The sequence below is a fragment of the Hymenobacter terricola genome (assembly GCF_017921975.2).
GTDB lineage: Bacteria > Bacteroidota > Bacteroidia > Cytophagales > Hymenobacteraceae > Hymenobacter > Hymenobacter terricola.
The window spans coordinates 198548-215672 of the sequence record NZ_JAGEMO020000015.1; the positions used below are offsets into that span (position 1 = coordinate 198548).

14 protein-coding genes are annotated in these 17125 nt (G+C 63.9%); 7 read left to right on the forward strand and 7 right to left on the reverse strand.

Features of this window, described 5'->3' with window-relative positions; all coding sequences use genetic code 11:
- The first annotated feature begins 13 nt into the window (after nucleotides 1-13).
- Together J4G38_RS12695 and J4G38_RS12700 are read left to right on the forward strand one after the other, a co-directional pair.
- Nucleotides 14-1495, forward strand: a complete 1482-nt coding sequence (locus tag J4G38_RS12695; RefSeq protein ID WP_210520181.1) for a hypothetical protein — start codon at nucleotides 14-16, stop codon at nucleotides 1493-1495.
- Between the two features lie 166 nt (nucleotides 1496-1661).
- A complete protein-coding gene (locus J4G38_RS12700) occupies nucleotides 1662-5069 on the forward strand; it encodes an acetate and sugar kinases/Hsc70/actin family protein (RefSeq protein ID WP_210520180.1) in 3408 nt (1135 codons plus the stop codon).
- On the opposite strand, the gene J4G38_RS12705 is transcribed toward J4G38_RS12700, so the two are convergent.
- Nucleotides 5031-5300, reverse strand: a complete 270-nt coding sequence (locus tag J4G38_RS12705; protein WP_210520178.1) for a hypothetical protein — start codon at nucleotides 5298-5300, stop codon at nucleotides 5031-5033. The two genes, J4G38_RS12700 and J4G38_RS12705, sit on opposite strands and share 39 nt — an antisense overlap.
- A 346-nt stretch (nucleotides 5301-5646) precedes the next feature.
- Here J4G38_RS12705 and J4G38_RS12710 point away from each other — a divergent pair, with 346 nt between their 5' ends.
- The 3 genes from J4G38_RS12710 to J4G38_RS12720 all read left to right on the forward strand — a co-directional run bounded on the left by J4G38_RS12710 (nucleotide 5647) and on the right by J4G38_RS12720 (nucleotide 8654).
- The gene (locus J4G38_RS12710; RefSeq protein WP_210520177.1) at nucleotides 5647-6183 is read left to right on the forward strand and encodes a hypothetical protein; all 537 of its coding nucleotides are present in this window, start codon (nucleotides 5647-5649) and stop codon (nucleotides 6181-6183) included.
- Between the two features lie 176 nt (nucleotides 6184-6359).
- Nucleotides 6360-7853: a hypothetical protein gene (locus tag J4G38_RS12715; protein ID WP_210520175.1), complete on the forward strand. Its 1494-nt coding sequence runs from the start codon at nucleotides 6360-6362 to the stop codon at nucleotides 7851-7853.
- Between the two features lie 141 nt (nucleotides 7854-7994).
- Nucleotides 7995-8654 carry a hypothetical protein gene (locus J4G38_RS12720; RefSeq protein WP_210520173.1) on the forward strand — a complete coding sequence of 220 codons (660 nt, stop codon included), beginning with the start codon at nucleotides 7995-7997 and terminating at the stop codon, nucleotides 8652-8654.
- 146 nt (nucleotides 8655-8800) lie between these two features.
- Here the strand turns inward: J4G38_RS12720 and mgrA are convergent, their stop codons facing one another.
- The 3 genes from mgrA to J4G38_RS12735 form a co-directional block, all read right to left on the reverse strand.
- Nucleotides 8801-9790: an L-glyceraldehyde 3-phosphate reductase gene (gene mgrA / locus J4G38_RS12725; protein ID WP_210520171.1), complete on the reverse strand. Its 990-nt coding sequence runs from the start codon at nucleotides 9788-9790 to the stop codon at nucleotides 8801-8803.
- An 84-nt stretch (nucleotides 9791-9874) separates the two neighbouring features.
- Nucleotides 9875-10960 (reverse strand): class II fructose-bisphosphate aldolase, encoded by a 1086-nt coding sequence (gene fbaA, locus J4G38_RS12730; RefSeq protein ID WP_210520169.1) that lies wholly within the window; start codon nucleotides 10958-10960, stop codon nucleotides 9875-9877.
- A gap of 237 nt (nucleotides 10961-11197) precedes the next feature.
- Entirely contained in the window at nucleotides 11198-11701 is a 504-nt protein-coding gene (locus J4G38_RS12735; protein WP_210520167.1) for a hypothetical protein, read from the reverse strand.
- Between the two features lie 464 nt (nucleotides 11702-12165).
- On the opposite strand from J4G38_RS12735, the gene J4G38_RS28655 reads away from it, so the two are divergent.
- Together J4G38_RS28655 and J4G38_RS12740 are read left to right on the forward strand one after the other, a co-directional pair.
- Entirely contained in the window at nucleotides 12166-12300 is a 135-nt protein-coding gene (locus J4G38_RS28655; RefSeq protein ID WP_262906031.1) for a hypothetical protein, read from the forward strand.
- Nucleotides 12301-12415: 115 nt separating this feature from the next.
- A complete protein-coding gene (locus J4G38_RS12740) occupies nucleotides 12416-12658 on the forward strand; it encodes a hypothetical protein (protein WP_210520165.1) in 243 nt (80 codons plus the stop codon).
- Between the two features lie 13 nt (nucleotides 12659-12671).
- Here J4G38_RS12740 and J4G38_RS12745 read toward each other — a convergent pair whose 3' ends face one another.
- The 3 genes from J4G38_RS12745 to J4G38_RS28960 are packed head-to-tail and all read right to left on the reverse strand — an operon-like array spanning nucleotide 12672 to nucleotide 17046.
- Entirely contained in the window at nucleotides 12672-13283 is a 612-nt protein-coding gene (locus tag J4G38_RS12745; RefSeq protein ID WP_210520163.1) for a tetratricopeptide repeat protein, read from the reverse strand.
- Nucleotides 13271-14593 carry a hypothetical protein gene (locus J4G38_RS12750; protein ID WP_210520162.1) on the reverse strand — a complete coding sequence of 441 codons (1323 nt, stop codon included), beginning with the start codon at nucleotides 14591-14593 and terminating at the stop codon, nucleotides 13271-13273. The genes J4G38_RS12745 and J4G38_RS12750 overlap by 13 nt, the downstream gene beginning before the upstream one ends.
- Nucleotides 14590-17046, reverse strand: coding sequence for an urea transporter (locus tag J4G38_RS28960; RefSeq protein ID WP_210520161.1), 2457 nt, complete (start codon nucleotides 17044-17046; stop codon nucleotides 14590-14592). Before J4G38_RS28960 ends, J4G38_RS12750 begins: the two co-directional genes overlap by 4 nt.
- Nucleotides 17047-17125: the final 79 nt, after the last annotated feature.

Here is a 17125-nt window from a genome sequence, read left to right on the forward strand (position 1 = left end):
CATAACTCAATACATGAAGCTATTCATCTTTGCCGTGGGCGGCACCGGGGCCCGCGTGCTGCGCTCCCTCACCATGCTGCTGGCGTCCGGCGTTCGGATTCCGAACTGCGACCAGGTGGTGCCCGTCCTCATCGACCCCGACACCCAGAACGGCGACGTGACCCGCACCGTGGCCTTGCTCAAGCGCTACGCCCGCATTCACGAAGCCCTGTATGGCGACGGCCAGAAGGAAAAAACCGGTTTCTTCAGCCAGCCCATGAACACGCTGGCCCACCTGAATACCGGCGGTGGCGGCACCGAGGAGTTGCGCGACTCGTTCGTGTACGATTTCGGCGGCATCAGCCAGCCCTTCCGCGACTACCTGAAATACAACGACCTCTCGGTGGAAACCCAAGGGCTGGTCGATTTGCTGTTTACGCAGGACAGCCTCGCGGCCAACCTCGACGTGGGTTTCCGCGGCTCGCCCAACGTGGGCTCGGTGGTGCTGAATGCCGTGGTGCAATCGAAGGAAATGCGCTACCTCGCCCAGAGTTTGCAGGACGGCGACCGCGCCTTTTTCATCAGCTCGATTTTTGGGGGCACGGGCGCAGCCGGTTTCCCGCTGCTGGTGAAAAACCTGCGCGACGCCAACTCCCCGCTGGCCCACCCCGAAATCCGCCGCCGCCTCAAGGCCGGCGCATTGGTAATGCTGCCGTATTTCAAATTGCAGGACCCTTCGGCCGATGAAAAATCGGCCGGCCAGGATTTCATCGACTCCAACACCTTCATCACCAAGACCAAAACGGCCCTCTCGTACTACGCCGACAACCTGCAAGGTTTGGAGGCCATGTACTACCTCGGCGACCAGCCCGGCCAGCCGCTGGCCAACCACCCCGGCCGCGCCGAGCAGCGCAATCAGGCGCATCTGCTGGAGCTGCTGGGCGCCCTCGCCGTGCCGCACTTCATGGAAGTGCCCGACAGCCAGCTCGATGGCAACCAGCCCCTCTACCACGAATACGGCCTGAAAGCCGACAGCACCGACATCGATTTCGGCCAGCTGCCCGCCGATATGCGCCAGGAAGTGGCCCGTCCGCTCATCCAGCTGCACTACTTCGCCCGCTACTTCCTCAAGCACACCCCCGACGACGCCAAAGCGCCCTACTACGAAGCCGGTGACCTCGCGGCGCAGCTGCGCAACAACCGCGCCCTGCGCGAGCTGACCGACTTTTTCGGCGACTACAACGAGTGGCTGCGCGAGCTGGGTGTGAACCAGCGCCGCTACACCGCCATCCGCGCCGATGAGATGGATTTCAACAAAATGGTGACTGACAAAACAGTGGAAACCGGCATTTTCAGCAAGGGCATTACGCCGGGCTTTTTTCGCGATGAGCTGACGAAGGCAGTGGGGAAGGCGACGCTGAGCAACCCGACGGAAAACGAGGCGCTGCGCTGGGTGGTGAAGGCGTTTGAGGAGGCTACGGGCGAGATTCTGGACAAGAAACTCCAGTATTCCTAAGTGCCAGACAGAAACCTTTTAATTATTCAGATTACTCAAAAACGGTCATGCTGAGCGCAGCCGAAGCATCTCGCCTGCTTCGTTGCAATCGGTATTGATTACTACTGCACGCGAGATGCTTCGGCTACGCTCAGCATGACGTTCTGATTTGTTTGTAATTCAATTTATGGCTAAAATCCTGCGACTACACGACACCGGCTCCAGCACCCACGAGGGCTGGGGGCCGACTGGTAAAATTGGCCCCCACGAAGTGGAGCGCCTGCTCGACCCTCAGGGCGGCCGCGCCGCTAAGGTGGCCGTTTCCATTCCCTCGCCCTTCGCCCGCATGCACCTGGTCGAAACCGCGTTGCGCTTCGTGACGCAGGGCGGCACCAGCCAGGATTCGGTGTACCACCAGCTGGTGAGCCACTTCTGGGACGTGTGGGAGATGGTCTTCAACTTCCACCAGCGCAAGCTGGCCAGCCAGCGCCTGCAAATCCGGGCCTGGCGCAAGGACGAGGAGTTGGCCAAGCTACGCGCCAACCCCGCCACCCGCCCGCTGGCCGATGTGCTGGCCCTCTACCTCGACGGCCGCTTCGCGAAGCTGACGGAGATGCACCTCATCTACTTCCCCGGCGCGAATGGCGTGCCGCAGCTTATCGGTGGCACCTCGCCGCTCACGCTGTTTTTTCCGGCCCCGAATGTGAAGCCGCTGCCGGTGCAGCGCCCGCAGGGGGGGGGCTACTATTTTGACAACCAGTACGTGCCGCTGGCCAACCGCGAAGCCGCCTTCCGCGACTACGTGTACCAGGAGTTCGTGGGCGACCCGGCCCTGACGGCCCTCGCCCCGCTGGTGCGCGACACCCTCGACCGGGGCCTGCTGCAAAAGTGGGCCATGGATGGCACCGCCAGCCTGAGCAACTTCCCGGTCCTGACGGATGCCTCGAATAACCAGATTGACGTGGCCGGCGTGCTGCTGCGCGTGCGCCCCGACGAGGGCACCGTGCGCGGCTCCGACCTGTTCATCCGGCCCACGCGGGCGGGGGTGGCCGGGCCGCTGCCCATCGTGCTGCGCCCTGGTTTGAAGGCAATTGGCAAGAAGTATTACAACGAAACCCTGTTTGCCGACAGCGGGGCCACCGTGCCGGCCGCCGATGCCCGCCCCCTGAAGGAGCGCACGCTGCCTGGCCCGGAGTTGCCTTACCCGTACCTGACGGTGAATGACTTGCTGGAAGAAACCCTGCTGGCCGTGCCCTACGAGGTGGACGAAACCCGTTTCTTCTGCGGCAACCTGAAAATTGCGCCCGGCTTCCGGCCCAGCAGCTGGCCGCTGCTGCCCATCAAGCCAGCGTATTTCGACTACTTCACGCAGTCGGATTTGGCCGAGCACCTCACGCTGGAGCTGGAATCGGCCTGCATCCGGGTGCGGCTGCGGGTGCCGGTGAGCGGCGGCGACTACGTGGATTATGAGCGCGCTTACTACCCCAACCCGCAGGGCGAGGGGGTGGGGCGGCTGCGCGTGACCAACGTGGCGCTGTCGGTGTTCCCGTTCGTGAAGGTGGCCGATGCGCCGCAGTTTAACGACTTCTACAAAGTCATGCTGGTCGATGCCAACAACATCGACCCCAGCATGGTGACCAAGAAAGTCGACCTGAAATTCTGGGCCAACGGCCACCAGCTCAGCGAAACCGGCACCGACCAATCGGCCACCCGCTACGAGCGCACCCCCAAAACCAGCCAGGACGAAGGCAGCACCTACTACGAGGTGCGCGGCACTCATTTCGACTACCTCGAAGTGCTGAACCCGGCCCCGGCCGAGGGCCGCGCCCTCATCATCCCGCGCTGGCCCGAAGTGCGCCAGGGCACCAGGGAGTACCGTTTCGCCATCGACTTCGGCACAACGAACACCCACGTCGCCATGCAGGACAGCCCCGGCCAGGAGCCCAAGCCGTTCAGCTTCGGCCTGAGTGATACGCCGGTGGCGCTGCTGAAAAAATCAACCGCCGAGCCCGACCGCAGTGCCTACGAGCGCCTGTACCGCGGCATTGATGACGACCCGGCCAACTTCGTGCAAATCAAGCGCTGGCAGCAGTACCAGGAGCGCGAATTCATTCCGCCCATCATCGGGGCCGACAGCTCGCCCTACGCCTTCCCGGCGCGCACCGCCACTTACGAAGCGGCCAACTACGCCACGCAGGAGCTGAGCGTGCTCGGCAACATCAACGTGGCCTTCGGCATCATCACCGAAGAGCAGCGCCGGCCGAATTACCACACCAACCTGAAGTGGGACAACTCGCTGAACATCGCCAACACCAACCGCGTGCGGGCGTTTTTCAAGGAAATCCTGCTGCTGTGCCGCGCCAAGGTGGCCCTGAATGGCGGCAATCTCGCGGCCACGCAAATCACCTGGTTTGCTCCACTGAGCTTCTCGACCTACCAGCGCAACCTGTACCAGCGCGAGTGGGACACGCTGTTTCACGACGTGTTTAAGACGACCAATTCCATGCCCTGCATGGTGGAGTCGACGGCGCCGTACTACTACCTCACCCGCCGCAACATCGTGACGCTGGGGCCGGGCGAAAACGCAGCCTTCATCGACATCGGCGGCGGCACCACTGACGTGCTGCTCTACGCCGACCGCAAGCCGGTGCTGAGCACCTCGTTCCGCTTCGCCGGCAACGACCTGTGGGGCGATGGCGGGGCCGAAGTGCGTGGCTCGAAGGACAACGGCCTCGTGCGCTTTGGCGTGGCCGGGGTGCAGAGCGCGGTGCTCTCGCCCGCCGCCCGCCGGGCCCGCGAATACGTGCTGGTGGCCGAAGGAACCGACAATTTTGGTTCCGAAGACGTGGCCAGCTTCCTGTTTAACTACGACCAATTGCTGGGCTTCAGCGAGCGGCTGCTGCGGGCCGAGCACTTGCGGGTATTGTTCTACCTGCACTTCGGCGCCTTGATTTACCACGTGGCGCAGGTGACGGTGGCCAACGGCCAGCAGCTGCCGCGCTACCTGTGCTTCACGGGGCGCGGCAGCCTCTACGTGCGCCTGCTGGCGGCCGGCTCCAACCTGCAGCCGGTGGAGAAGCTGGCCCGCCTCATCATGGAAAAAGCCACCGGGCAGGCGGTGCCGGCCGATTTCCGCATCAAGCTGGCCGACGACCCCAAGCAGACTACCGCCAACGGCGGCGTGCTCGCCACCGGCCAGATTCCGCAGGACCCACCGCTGGTGCGCCCCGTGGGTGTGCTGCCCGATGCCGAGAACCCGCAGGCCGACAAAGGCGAGCACCATTTGGAAGCCTCGGCCGTGACCGACGAAATCAAGCAAGCCGTGCTGAGCAACGCCCGCGCCTGCCTCAAGCTGCTGCTCGAAGACCCCGAGCTAAAGCGCCTGCAAGCCGACCTGGGCGTGAAAAACGACCCCGGCCTGGTGATGAGCACGCTGGAGCGCAGCCTCGGCGACTCGTTCAACCTTTACCGCCAGCAGTACGCCGACGTGCTGCGCGACGGCGACACCGTGCCCGAAACGCTGTTCTTCCTGCCGTTCAAAAACGCCCTGTATGAGCTATCCAAGGTGCTTCATGACGCGCAGCCGCTCAACTAGCAGCGAAGCTTCGGCGCGCCCGCACCGGCCAGCCGGCTGCTCCCGTTGGGGCCGCCGGCTGTTGCCGTTACTTGCGCTGCTTCTGATTTTCAGTAGCCCGGTGGCCTGGGCGCAGGGAGCAGCAGAAACCGCCGGGGCCCGCGTCGCCGCCGATTCGGCCGTTACGGCCACTACTACCACCCCGGCCACCAACTGGACGACGGTGTGGGCCGTGCTGGGCGGTGTAGCCATCGGCGTGCTGGGGGCCTGGTTGTGGGCACGGCGGTTGGCCGGACCACGGGAGGCGGCAACGGATGTGTTGCCTCCAGCGCCAGAGGATTTGCCGGAGCCTGTTCGGAAAAAGCCAGCGGAAAACGTTCGCAAAGCTTCCCCTGCCGAAGCTGCTACCCCGCCGCCAGCTGAAAATCCGGGCAGAAATGTGTCGTTTAAATCGCTGCGTGAGGTGCAGGGGACTACCTCCAAGCCCGGCAGCAAACCGTCGGGCGCGGGCAAAAAGAACAAGCCAAATCTTAATTCCCGCAGCCCTGCCGCCAATTCGTCCGAAGCGTGGCCACAGGTGCCCTATCGTTCTTCCGCTATGAACCCGAACACGCCCCCCGTACCGCCTTCCGGCGATGACCAGCCCTTGGAAACCGGCCAGACTATTGAGTGGGCCGCTCCCACCTCCACGCCGCCCGCCATTCAGGAAATGATTGCGGCAAGCGACCCAGCCGCTAGTTCGCAGGCAGAAAATCCCGCTACGGCCGCCGCTCCTGATGCTGCCACCGTGCCCGCTGCGCCGGTGTCCGGCAACGGCCCGTTGCACTACTATGCCCCGGCCCCCGATGTGCCCAGCATCGAGCACCGCAAGCTCAGCCCCAGCCCATTGCCGCAGATGCCGCTGCTCATTACGCTGCCTTATGCGGAGGCCACCACGGCCCAATTCTCGTTCAGCCCCCAGGCGGACCAGTCGCGCATCATCGGCAACGGGGTGCGGGAGCTGAAGGAGTTTTTCCAGTTTGAGCTGCCGCCCACGGAACAGTTTACCACCATTAAAAACCTGACGCCCGGCAAGCTGGAAAAGCGCGACGATGCCTGGCACGTGGTGCAGAAAGCCGAAATTGCCCTGAGTTAAGTGGGGCGTTGATAAGGTGTAGAGACGCAGTATTTTGCGTCTCGTCGTTGCCGATGTTGTTTAGGCTGCGAAACTCAGGGCTTACAAACGAGCGGTTCCGGTCGTTCAACGACGAGACGCAAAATATTGCGTCTCTGCCCACGCTGTACCTTCGGCGATTATTTGACACAGCAGCTATGCTCTTACTTGAAATCCTGTTAATTCTGGCGCTCGTGGCCTGGCAGGCGGTGGTATTTCTCCACAACCGCCAGCTAACCGGCCAGGTGAAGGCCATGTACCCCACGGCGGGCGCGGTGGCCGTGCAGCCCATTGCCTACACGGCGGCCGACCCGGACAAGAATTTTGCCATCCAATACGACGCCCTCATCACCCGCGACGCGTCGGCGGAATTTGGCCAAATCATTACCGATACCAACGAATACCTGCTGAACAACCGCGGTGCGGCGGCCGATTTTGGCATTTTGAAAGATATTTCTGAGCGGCACGCTGAGGCACTGGACGAGGAGATTCAGGCCCAGATTGCTACGCCGTTGTACCTCGGGCTGCTGGGTACGTTCACCGGGGCCATTCTGGGCTTGATTTCATTGGTAGGCAATCCGTTCGCTGACGTGGTGGCCGACCCTGCCAAAGACACGTCCTTCAGCAACGGCGACGTGCAGCACTTCCTGGGCGGTGTGCTCATTGCCATGATTGGCAGCCTGTTCGGGCTGGCCTTCACGCTGGCCGGCAACCAGCTGCTGAAGCAGGCCCGCGCCGCCCGCGACCGCAACAAAAATGCTTATTATACCTTCCTGCAAAAGGCCCTGCTGCCCAAGCTGAACTCCGACATGCAAGCCGGCATGAGCAACCTGAAATCGGTGCTGGACACATTCAATGCCGAGTTTTTTAGTCAGATTCAAAACGACTTCTTCAGCAAAATCCACGAGTTTACGCCGCTCATTGCAAGCATCACGGAGAATGTGAGCGTGCAGAAACGCTTTCTGGAGCAGCTGGAGAAAATCGGGTACTCGGAGCTGGCCAATGCCACCATCAAGGTGTTTGATAGGGTGGACGAAAGCGCCCAGACCTTCGAGAAATTCCTCGGCTACCAGCAGGCGCTGAATACCACCGTCACGCACAGCACGGAAGCGGCGCAGACCATTGGCGCGCTGCTCAACCGCCTCACGGCGCTGGAGCAGGGCCTCGCCAGCGTGCCGCAGTATCTGCAGCAGCACGACGATGCCTTGCGCCAGCAGGTGGCGTTTTTCAGCCAGCACGGCAAATTGCTGGCCGACCTTGGCGCGCAAATCCGCCAGGGTGTGAGCGAGGGCGTGCACCGCATGGACGCGGAGCTCGACGGCCGCCTGCAGGAGCTGCAACAGGAAGCCAGCGCTGCCCACGAGCAGTGGCAGCAGCACTTCCGCCGCCTCAACGAGAACAACGTCTACCAGAAAATTACGGAATACCTCAATCCCTTCACCCAACTCCCGGCCCAGCAAAAAGACCTCAACGTGTTGCAGGAACGCCAGGCGGCGCTGGCCGCCCAGGCCATGCAGCGCATGGAAGCCCGCCTGCTGGCCGACGCCCAGCTCCAGCAGCAGCTACTGCAGCAGGTGGACCGCACGAATAAGGTACTGGAGGAAATCACCAGGCCGAACTGGTTTCAGCGCACCGTGCTGGGCAAGAAGTAAAGCCGTAGCAGAAGAACCGTCAGGCTGAGCGGAGCCGAAGCAGCTCTACGGCGCAAGTAATCCAACCAGTTGCAACGAAGCGGTAGAGATGCTTCGGCTCCGCTCAGCCTGACCGTTCTGAAAATCCATAAATCACCCAATATGAAAGAGAGCAAGGACTTCTTCTGGCCCAGCTACGTGGACCTTATGACGGCCTTGTTTCTGACCATGCTCGTGCTGTTCGTGCTCAGCTACAAGCTCTTCAAAGACAAGCAGCGCGACAACGACAAGCTCATCTACGACCTGAAGGTGCAGGTGCAGGAGAAACGCAAGCTCGATGAGATAAAAGCGGCCCTGAAACGCCTGGAAAGCAATTATTTCGAGTATAACCCCACTTACAAGCGCTACGAGCTGAAGTTTCCGGTCACCTTCGCGCCCAAGAGCGACGTGCTGCCCTACGAGGCCCAGACTCCGCTGGTAAAAGCCGGCCGCTTCCTGCTCAGCCAGATGCAGTCGATAAAAAACGACGAGAACGTGCAGTACCTCATCGTGGTAGAGGGCCGCGCTGCGAAAGACCTGCGCTACCCCGCCAACGACCCCCACAACCTCGACGGGCCGGCGGTGCGCCAGCTCAGCTACAGCCGCGCCCTGGCCGTTATTCGGCTCTGGGAGGAAGCGGGGCTGCGTTTTCCGAGTAACCTGGAAGTGATTGCGGCCGGCAGCGGCTTCCGGGGCGCCGGCCGCTACACCGGCAGCCAGGAGGCGCTGAATAAGCGGTTTATCATCCAGATTCAGCCCAAAATTGGCTCGATTGGGAAGTAGCTGCACGATAAGTAGACCCGAACGTCATGCTGAGCGCAGCCGAAGCATCTCGCGTGGGATAGTAACTCAATCGTTTAAGGGTTTTGATTGCTACCCCGAGCGAGATGCTTCGGCTGCGCTCAGCATGATGTTCTAGGTTGCTTGCGCTACGCCCGCAAAATTTCCTCAATCGCCGCCAATTCCTCCGCGCCGAATGCCAGATTTTCCAGGCAGCGGAGCGAGTCATCGAGTTGCTCGGGTTTGCTGGCCCCGATGAGCACGGACGTTACCCGCTCGTCTTTCAGCAGCCAGGAGAGGGCCATTTGGGCAAGGCTTTGGTTGCGGGTTTGGGCGAGGTCGTTGAGGCGGCGGACCTGGTTGAGGCGCTCGGGGGTGAGGTTGTTTTCCGTCAGGAAACCCACGCCTTTGGCCACGCGGGAATCTTCGGGGATGCCGTGCAGGTATTTATTAGTCAATAAACCCTGAGCCAGGGGCGAGAACGGGATGCAGCCCACGCCTTCGTCGCCCAGCAGGTCGAGCAGGCCGTCTTCGACCCAGCGCTCAAACATGGAATACTTGGGCTGATGGATGAGGCAGGGCGTGCCCATTTCGCGCAGCAGCGCGAAGGCTTCGGCAGCCTGGGCGGGCTGGTAGTTGGAGAGGCCTACGTAGAGCGCCTTGCCCTGGCGCACGATGAGGTCGAGCGCGGCCATGGTTTCGGCCAGGGGCGTGTCGGGGTCGGGGCGGTGGTGGTAGAAGATGTCGACGTACTCCAGGCCCATGCGCTGCAGGCTTTGGTCGAGGCTGGAAACGAGGTATTTCTTCGAGCCCCATTCGCCGTAGGGCCCTTCCCACATGTAATAGCCGGCTTTGGTCGAGATGATGAGCTCGTCGCGGTAGGGCCGGAAATCTTCGCGCAGAATGCGGCCGAAATTCTCCTCGGCCGAGCCGGGCGGCGGGCCGTAGTTGTTGGCCAGGTCGAAGTGCGTGATGCCGCGGTCGAAGGCCCGGTGCAGGATGGCGCGGGAGTTGGCCAGCAGGTCCACATCGCCGAAATTATGCCACAGGCCGAGGGAGAGGGCCGGCAGTTTCAGGCCGCTGCGGCCGCAGCGGCGGTAGGTCATGTCCTGGTAGCGGGCGGAATTGGGCTGGTACATGTAATGAAGAAGGGGGAATGAGGAATGAAGAAGGAGCAAATGTGCTCGGAATTCTTCATTCCCCCTTCTTCGTTAAGCGCAGCACTAGGGCCGGCGGTTGATGGCGTTCAAATCCTCAAACGCCGATTTCAAGCGGGCCGAGAACGTCTCTTCGCCTTTGCGCAGCCACACGCGCGGGTCGTAGTATTTCTTGTTGGGCGAGTCGGCACCGCTGGGGTTGCCAATCTGGCCTTGCAGGAAGCCTTCGTTCTTCACGTAGTAGTTTTTGATGCCTTCCCACAGCGCCCATTGCAGGTCGGTGTCGATGTTCATCTTGATGGCGCCGTAGCCGATGGCCTCGCGGATTTCTTCCTGGCTGGAGCCCGAGCCGCCGTGAAACACGAAGTCGATGGGCAGGGCTTCGGCGATGTTGTGCTTCTGGCGCAGAAACTCCTGCGAGTTGTGCAGAATCTTGGGCTGGAGCTTCACGTTGCCGGGCTTGTACACGCCGTGCACGTTGCCGAAAGCCGCCGCGATGGTGAAGCGCGGGCTCACTTCGCTCAGCTGCTCGTAGGCGTAAGCCACTTCCTCGGGCTGGGTGTAGAGCTTGGAGGAGTCCACGTCGGAGTTGTCCACGCCGTCTTCCTCGCCGCCGGTCACGCCGAGCTCAATCTCCAGCGTCATGCCGATTTTGGCCATGCGCTCGAGGTAGCGCTTGCAGATTTCGATGTTCTCCGCAATCGGCTCTTCCGACAAATCCAGCATGTGCGAGCTGTAGAGCGGCTGGCCGTGCGTGTGGTAGTATTTCTCGCCGGCATCGAGCAGGCCGTCAATCCAGGGCAGGAGCTTTTTGGCGGCATGGTCGGTGTGCAGCACCACGGGCACGTCGTACAGCTCGGCCATCAGGTGCACGTGCTGGGCCCCCGAAATGCCGCCCGCGATGCTGGCCCGCTGGCCGTCGTTGCTCACCGACTTGCCGGCGAAGAACTGCGCGCCGCCGTTCGAAAACTGGATGATAACCGGCGAGTTCACCGCCTTGGCGGTTTCGAGCACGGCGTTCACGGTATTGGTGCCGGTCACGTTCACGGCAGGCAGGGCAAAGGCATTGGCCTTGGCGTATTGAAACAGGGCCTGGATTTCGTCGCCGTGCAGCACGCCGGCCCGCAGGCCGGTAAGGGTTTGGTCAGCCATAAATGGGGAGTTTAGCGGCAGCGCCGCGGTGGGATGTGAAAGCGGAAGAACAACGGGCCCCCCGCGCCGGGTGCCCCGGCAGCAAAGTACGGCCCTCGGTGCCTAACCTGAAAGCGCCGGGGCAAACGAATGACGCCGGAAGCTGCCCGCTGCCCCAGGGCCGCTCTTCGAACGCACAAAAAAGGGGCTGACCGTGCCAACGGTCAGCCCCGGAATCCGGCCGGCTTGCCAGGATGCTTATTGTATGACCATGGTTTTGTGTTGCAGGCACACGCCGTGGGCGGTGGTGGCTTTCAGCTGGTACACGTATTCGCCGGCGGCCAGGCCCAGGCCGCGCAGGTCCAGGCCAATGCGGTGCACGCCGGCGCTCAGGCCCTTGCGGATAACGCTGGTTAGCTTCCGGCTGCGGGGGTCGAACAGGCTGAAATGGACGTCGGCGGCGCTCACGAGCTGGAAAAGCACGGCGGTTTCGCCCGCGTGGGAATGAACAGGATTGGGGGCGTTCTGGCCCAGCACACAATGGATGCGGGCCGAATATGCCGCGTTGGGCAAGCCCGTGGCCTCGGATTCGGCGGTTGCTGGCATGCCCGAGAGCACGTCGCTGTCCGGGGCCACGCGCATGGTTAAAGAATGGGGCATGAAGCCATCGACAAAAACGTTGGTGGGAGTGAAAACGGGCGACGCCAGCCCATCGACGGCGTGCGAATAAGAGCGAAATAACACGGCGATTTTAGGGGACACGGATAATGTGAATATGGGGATAAAATTTGTTGGCAAATCATTGCACATTAAATTGAATTAAGTGGACCCAAAAGCCCCTTCTTGAAGTAACGCAAATGATAGTAAATGAGGAATCTAGCTAAGTTAAATGCTGCCGGGTTCTAAGGCCTCAAATATGAGATTACTAATGTTTGGAAAGGTTTAATTATCGACGGTTTGGCCTGAAATACCGGTGAACCGGGGAATTGGCGCGTCGAATGTTTTGCCGCTACGGCAGGGCGCAGTTGGGGCGAGTAAAAACTTGCTTCCGTGCTAAAAGTGCCCAGCGGTCGGCACGGCGGGGCGGTTGGCCGATTGGATTTCTGGCCTGGCCTCCCCGCCGCCACCTTTGAGTCAGCAAAATGGCCGGTGCCCGGCAGCCGGCAGCCTCGGCACGCCAGGGCCCCTCATCACCCACCTATCACCCCTTCTCCCCAATCACTGCCATGCAACGCTTCCGCGAAGACGAAACTGATGCCCAGCTCCGCACCGTGCTCAAAGCCGATGAGTACGCCAGGTTCCAGGCCAAGCGCGCCGCTTACAAGCGGGTGCGGCGCTCGGGCCGGCGGCCCAATCTGTAGCCGGCCGTGGGCGGTTGCGGGCGGCTGAACGGCTGGCCGCAGCTGCCATTGTTGTCATTGGCATCCTCTGTATTTCGCAATTACCCACTCATCCAGCATCCATATTTATTCCCTTATGAAAAGGCAAGTTTATAGAGGCCTGCGCCGGATTCTGAGGCGCCACCTGATTGCGCCGGCCCGGCTGATTCCGCGCCGCAAGCTGAGCGCCGTATTCACCAGCCGCGAGGAGCGCAACGAGCTGTACTGCGACGTGGAAATGGCTTTTCGGGTGCAGCTCGATGATGCGGAGCTGCGGCAGTTGGACACGTTTCAGGCGCTGGCCGACTACGTGGTGCGCTGCCTGGCGGCCGCCGCGTAGGGCGCCGCAACCCTTACAGGCGCTTGAGGCCGGCGCTGGCGGCGGCATCGCCGGGGCGGATGAGCAGGGCCTTGGTGTAGAGGGCGCGGGCCTCGGGCTTCTTGCCCAGGTTGAGGTACGCCCAGGCCAGCGAGATGTTGGAATCGTAGTCGAAGGGGTAGAGGTTCACCACCCGCTCGAAGTAGCGGGCGGCCTGGGCGTAGGCTTTGCGGTTGAGGTAGATGACGCCGGTCCAGTAGTTGGCCTGGGTGTTCTGGGGGTCGATTTTGAGAATGTCGGTGTAGGTGCTCAGCATTTTCTCGACCTGCCCCAGCGCGTTCAGCGGCTTGATGTAGCCCAGCTTGGGCTCGATGGCGTAGGGGCGCTGCTCCACGGCTTTCTGGTAGTGGGCGGCGGCGGCGGTGTAGTTTTTGGCCAGGAAATAGAGCCAGCCGAGGCGTAGGTTTTGCTCGTACGTCCCCACGTAGATGGCCTTGATGGGGGCAATGGCTTCGGCGTAATCGGCCTTGGCTTCGGCGGCGTAGCTGGTGGCGAAGGCGGCCGGCTGGTCGGCCTGGGCCCAGGCCCCGGCCGGAGCGGCGCACGCCAGCACGGCGGCAGCGAAGGTCAGCTTTACCAGGTCCATGCGAGGGCGGTGCTTAGGGAGGAGAGGGTGTAGGCGGTGCCGTCGATGGCGTCGCGGCGCTGCTCGGCCCCGTAGCTGAGGCGCAGGCTGAGCGAGCGGCTCAGCAAAATAAGCAGGTTCGCCCCGGCGCGCTGCCGCAGGCCGTCGACTAAGTTGTAAACGTAGGTCCCGTCGAGCTCGGCCAGCACGGGCACCTGGCCCACGCCGCCGAAGGCTTCGACCCACAGCGTGCGGTGCAGCCGGCCGCCCGCGCCCAGCACGCCGTTGGGGAAGCTGCGGCCACCGGAGCGCACCACGCTGGCCCGCCCGAAGCCGTAGAGGCGCAGGCTGCCGAGCGGATACACGGTGAGGTGCAGGTCGGCCTGGTAGCGGGTGGTGTCGGTGAGGGTGCCGGCAAAAAAGCCGACTTTGGCCGTCCAGTAGGGCCGGGCGTAGGCCAGGGCGGCGTAGCCCAGCTGGCCGGGGGTGGTTTCGTGGCGGCCCAGGTCGCTGTCGAGGACGTGGTAGCCGGCCAGCGCCCGCCAGCGGGGGCTCAGCTGCACGCCCAGCAGGGCATGGTACTGGTGCTGGCGGATGGGGTAGCGCTCGCCGCCCCGGTGGTTGCCGTCGGGCAGCTCAATGCTCTGGCCGAAGTAGCTGAAATTCTGGGTGAGGCTGAGGCGCGGGCTGAGGCGGGTGCTGAGGCCCAGGCGCAGAAACCCGGCCGCGTCGCGGTGCATGGTGTTGCTGTGCTGGCCGCTGGCTTCGAGCTCGGCCCGCGTGAGCAGCTGGAAGCCGGCCAGGTGCAGGGGCCGGCGCAGAGAATCGGGCAGGCCGCGGGCCGCCAGCGCGGCGGGGCCGGCCTGGTTCATTTCGAGGTAGGCGAGGGCCAGGCCGTAGCGGGCGGTGGCATCGAGCGGGTTTTCGCGCAGGGCGCGGCCGTAGTGGCGCAGGGCCAGGGCGGGGTGGTTGAGGGCCAGGGCGGCCTGGCCCAGGCGGCGGCGCAGGCCGGGGTAGTCGGTGCCGAGGAGCAGGGCGGCGCGGCCTACCGAGTCCAGCTCGGCCCAGCGGTAGCGGGCGGCCAGGGCCTGGGTGAGGCTGTCGGCGTACGTAAAATTAAGCAGCTGTTGGGCGTGGGCTGCCGGGGCCGGCACCCACAGGGCCAGCAGCACCAGGCCGCGTAGCAGACTGCGCCACCGGCCCCGGTCCGACCGCCCTAGGCAGTCCGACCGGTTGTCGTTGTTTACCGAAACGTGCTGACGACAACCGGTCGGACCGCCTAGGGCGGTCGGACCGGGGCGAGGGGCGCGCAGGTGCGAGAGCTTGCTCATGCGCCGGCTATTGAACAGGCCAAGCTCACGGTTTTGTCGGCCCGCTGCACCCGTAATTCAACCAGCGCCCCGTCCTGAAAGGTGAGCTCGGCCACCTGCACTACCTGCGCGCGGCCGAAACGGGCCACGGCCACGCGGCTGCGCAGGCGCACGGCGCGGCCGGGCCAGCTGCCGGCGTCGGAAGGAATTTCTTCCAGCAAAAACGTGGGCTTCAGGAACCGGTGAAACGGGGCCACCACGTCCTGCAGCCAGGTGAGGGCGGCGTTGCGCACCACCGAAAGCGGAAATTCGTCGCGCACCACCTGGCCAGGCTGGCTCACCAGCGGCACGCGGTAGGCAGCCTGGTAGAAGAGGTACAGCCAGGAGGTTTCGGGACCGTAGAAGGCCGTGCAGTAGAACACCGATTCATCGCCGGCGAAGTAGGCCACGGCCCCGGTGTGCTGGCAGCGCAGGTAGGCCAGGCTGTAGGCATCGGTGAATACTTCCCAGCGCTGGGCGGGGGCGTCGGGGGCATCGGCGTCGCGCACGTCGAGGGCGTAGCCGGGCGGGAAGCGCAGGGCCTGGCTCAGGGTGCGGTTGAAGGCAGGCGGGCTGATGGTTTCGCCCGCCACGGGCACGGTGAAGTGGCGCAGCTGGGGGGGGTGGGGCTTTTGGCGAGCAGTATGGGGGCGTTTAACAAGAACTTCTCCCCCTTGGGATACGCCAACCGACGAACCCGACAGCGCATCCGGTTCGCCGGATACGCCAACCGACGAACCCGACAGCGCATCCGGTTCGCCGGATACGCCAACCGACGAACCCGACAGCGCGTCCGGTTCGCCGGATACGCCATCCGACGAACCGGATACGCCGTCCGGTGAACCCGACAGCCTGTCGGGTTCACCGGAAACGCTGTCGGGCAAGCCCAATGCCATGAAATACGCCAGCGGATAGGCCAGCGTGCGCGAGCCCACGTAGGGCGTGGCCTGCACCTGGAAGTGCAGGTGCGGCTCGGGCGAGCGGCCCGAGCTGCCGCAGGTGCCAATGATTTCGCCGCGCCGCACATGGTCGCCCACTTTCACCGGCACGGAGTGGACGCGTAAGTGTGAGAGTTGGGTGTAGAGGCCGGGCGCGTGGCGCAGCACCACGGTGTTGCCCCAGTTCTGGGCCAGGTTCACTTCGCCGATGGCGTTGTCCTCGATGTGCTGAACGACGTGTTCCACCACGCCGTCGGCGGGGGCCAGCACGGGTTTGTTGTAGGCGTAGAAGTCGGAGAGCGAGAGGCCGGGGCCTTGGTAGGTGAGGCCGTCGGCATCGGCAATGGCGAAGTCGAGGGCCTGGCCCCAGGGGCCCTGGTGGGTGGGGCCGCCGTCGAGGTAGCCCTGGGTGCAGCGCCACGCCCCGAGGAAGGGGAGGGTGAGCGCCACCGCCCCCTGGTGGGCCAGCCGGACGCGGTCGGTGGCGTAGGCGTAGAGGTTGCGCTCGGGCGAGTAGCGCTGCACGGGCGTGAGCACCGGCCCGCCGCCCGCCCGCTCGCGCAGCAGCAGCACGTACAGGAACAGCAGCGCCGTGGCGCAATAGGGCAGCGACAGGGTGGGCAGCCCCAGCTTATCGAGCGCCGCCGTGAGGCCGGCCAGCAGCACCACCGTCACCGGCACGCTGCCCAGCGCCCAGCCGTAGCTGGCCGCCGAGGGAATGACGAATACGCTGCCCACCGCAATGGCCGCCACCACGTAGTTGGCCCCCAGGTTGTATTCGTTGAGCCCGCCCGGGGCCGGGCCGGTCAGCATCGCCAGGCCGTAAGCCCCCAAAAAGGCCAGCACCGACAGCGAAAACGCAATGCGCGAATGCCACAGCAGCCCCAGCGCCACCAGCAGCCCGGCCGCCGCGTTGTCCTGAAACAGCACCGCGCCCAGCGCCCGCAGGTAAGTGGCCAGCAGCGGCGGCCAGGGCCAGTCGCCCACCCATTGGGCCAGGCGCACGAGGCGCGGGCCGCCCAGGGCGTACACATCGTTCAGCCAGTAGATGGCGGCCTCGCCCGCCGCCAGGTGCAGCAGCGGCCCGCTGCCCAGCATCAGGAGCCACACCGTGCCCAGGAAGGGGAGGGACAGAAACGGCAGCCCGCGGCTGCCCAGCCAGCCGCCCAGGGCCACGCTCAGCAGCAGGGCCAGGCCCGCGCCCACCACCACCAGCCCCGCCAGCGCCCACCCCGGCGCATAAAAGGAGGCCAGGGCCAAGCCGGTCAGCAGCGAGTTGAAGCTGTAGGCGCCGGTGGCGGTCCATTCCCTATTGAAGCCGCCGAGCCGGGCCCCGCCCACCGCCAGCAGCGCACTCGCCAGCCCCGCCACGCCCGCCACGGGGTGGCTGAACGTGACCAGCAGCAGCAGCACCGCAAACCCGCGATGCTGCGAAAAGAACAGCATGGAGTAGCTGTGCAGCACGGCGCGGAAGTAAGGCGTGGTGGCGGTAGTCATGTAATGCTGGATACACGCGACCCTTCGCGTCTCGGCGTTGAACGATAATTGGGCTGGCGGCGCGGACGCCGGGACGCGA

What these genes read in the sequence shown, in the direction of transcription:
- J4G38_RS12720 (WP_210520173.1), top strand. Translation starts at nt 7,995, where the DNA reads ATGAAAGAGAGCAAGGACTTCTTCTGGCCCAGCTACGTGGACCTTATG.
- J4G38_RS12710 (WP_210520177.1), top strand. Translation starts at nt 5,647, where the DNA reads ATGAACCCGAACACGCCCCCCGTACCGCCTTCCGGCGATGACCAGCCC.
- J4G38_RS12695 (WP_210520181.1), top strand. Translation starts at nt 14, where the DNA reads ATGAAGCTATTCATCTTTGCCGTGGGCGGCACCGGGGCCCGCGTGCTG.
- fbaA (WP_210520169.1), bottom strand. Translation starts at nt 10,960, where the DNA reads ATGGCTGACCAAACCCTTACCGGCCTGCGGGCCGGCGTGCTGCACGGC.
- J4G38_RS12750 (WP_210520162.1), bottom strand. Translation starts at nt 14,593, where the DNA reads ATGAGCAAGCTCTCGCACCTGCGCGCCCCTCGCCCCGGTCCGACCGCC.
- J4G38_RS12740 (WP_210520165.1), top strand. Translation starts at nt 12,416, where the DNA reads ATGAAAAGGCAAGTTTATAGAGGCCTGCGCCGGATTCTGAGGCGCCAC.
- J4G38_RS28655 (WP_262906031.1), top strand. Translation starts at nt 12,166, where the DNA reads ATGCAACGCTTCCGCGAAGACGAAACTGATGCCCAGCTCCGCACCGTG.
- J4G38_RS12705 (WP_210520178.1), bottom strand. Translation starts at nt 5,300, where the DNA reads ATGGCTACACCGCCCAGCACGGCCCACACCGTCGTCCAGTTGGTGGCC.
- J4G38_RS12745 (WP_210520163.1), bottom strand. Translation starts at nt 13,283, where the DNA reads ATGGACCTGGTAAAGCTGACCTTCGCTGCCGCCGTGCTGGCGTGCGCC.
- J4G38_RS28960 (WP_210520161.1), bottom strand. Translation starts at nt 17,046, where the DNA reads ATGACTACCGCCACCACGCCTTACTTCCGCGCCGTGCTGCACAGCTAC.
- mgrA (WP_210520171.1), bottom strand. Translation starts at nt 9,790, where the DNA reads ATGTACCAGCCCAATTCCGCCCGCTACCAGGACATGACCTACCGCCGC.
- J4G38_RS12700 (WP_210520180.1), top strand. Translation starts at nt 1,662, where the DNA reads ATGGCTAAAATCCTGCGACTACACGACACCGGCTCCAGCACCCACGAG.
- J4G38_RS12715 (WP_210520175.1), top strand. Translation starts at nt 6,360, where the DNA reads ATGCTCTTACTTGAAATCCTGTTAATTCTGGCGCTCGTGGCCTGGCAG.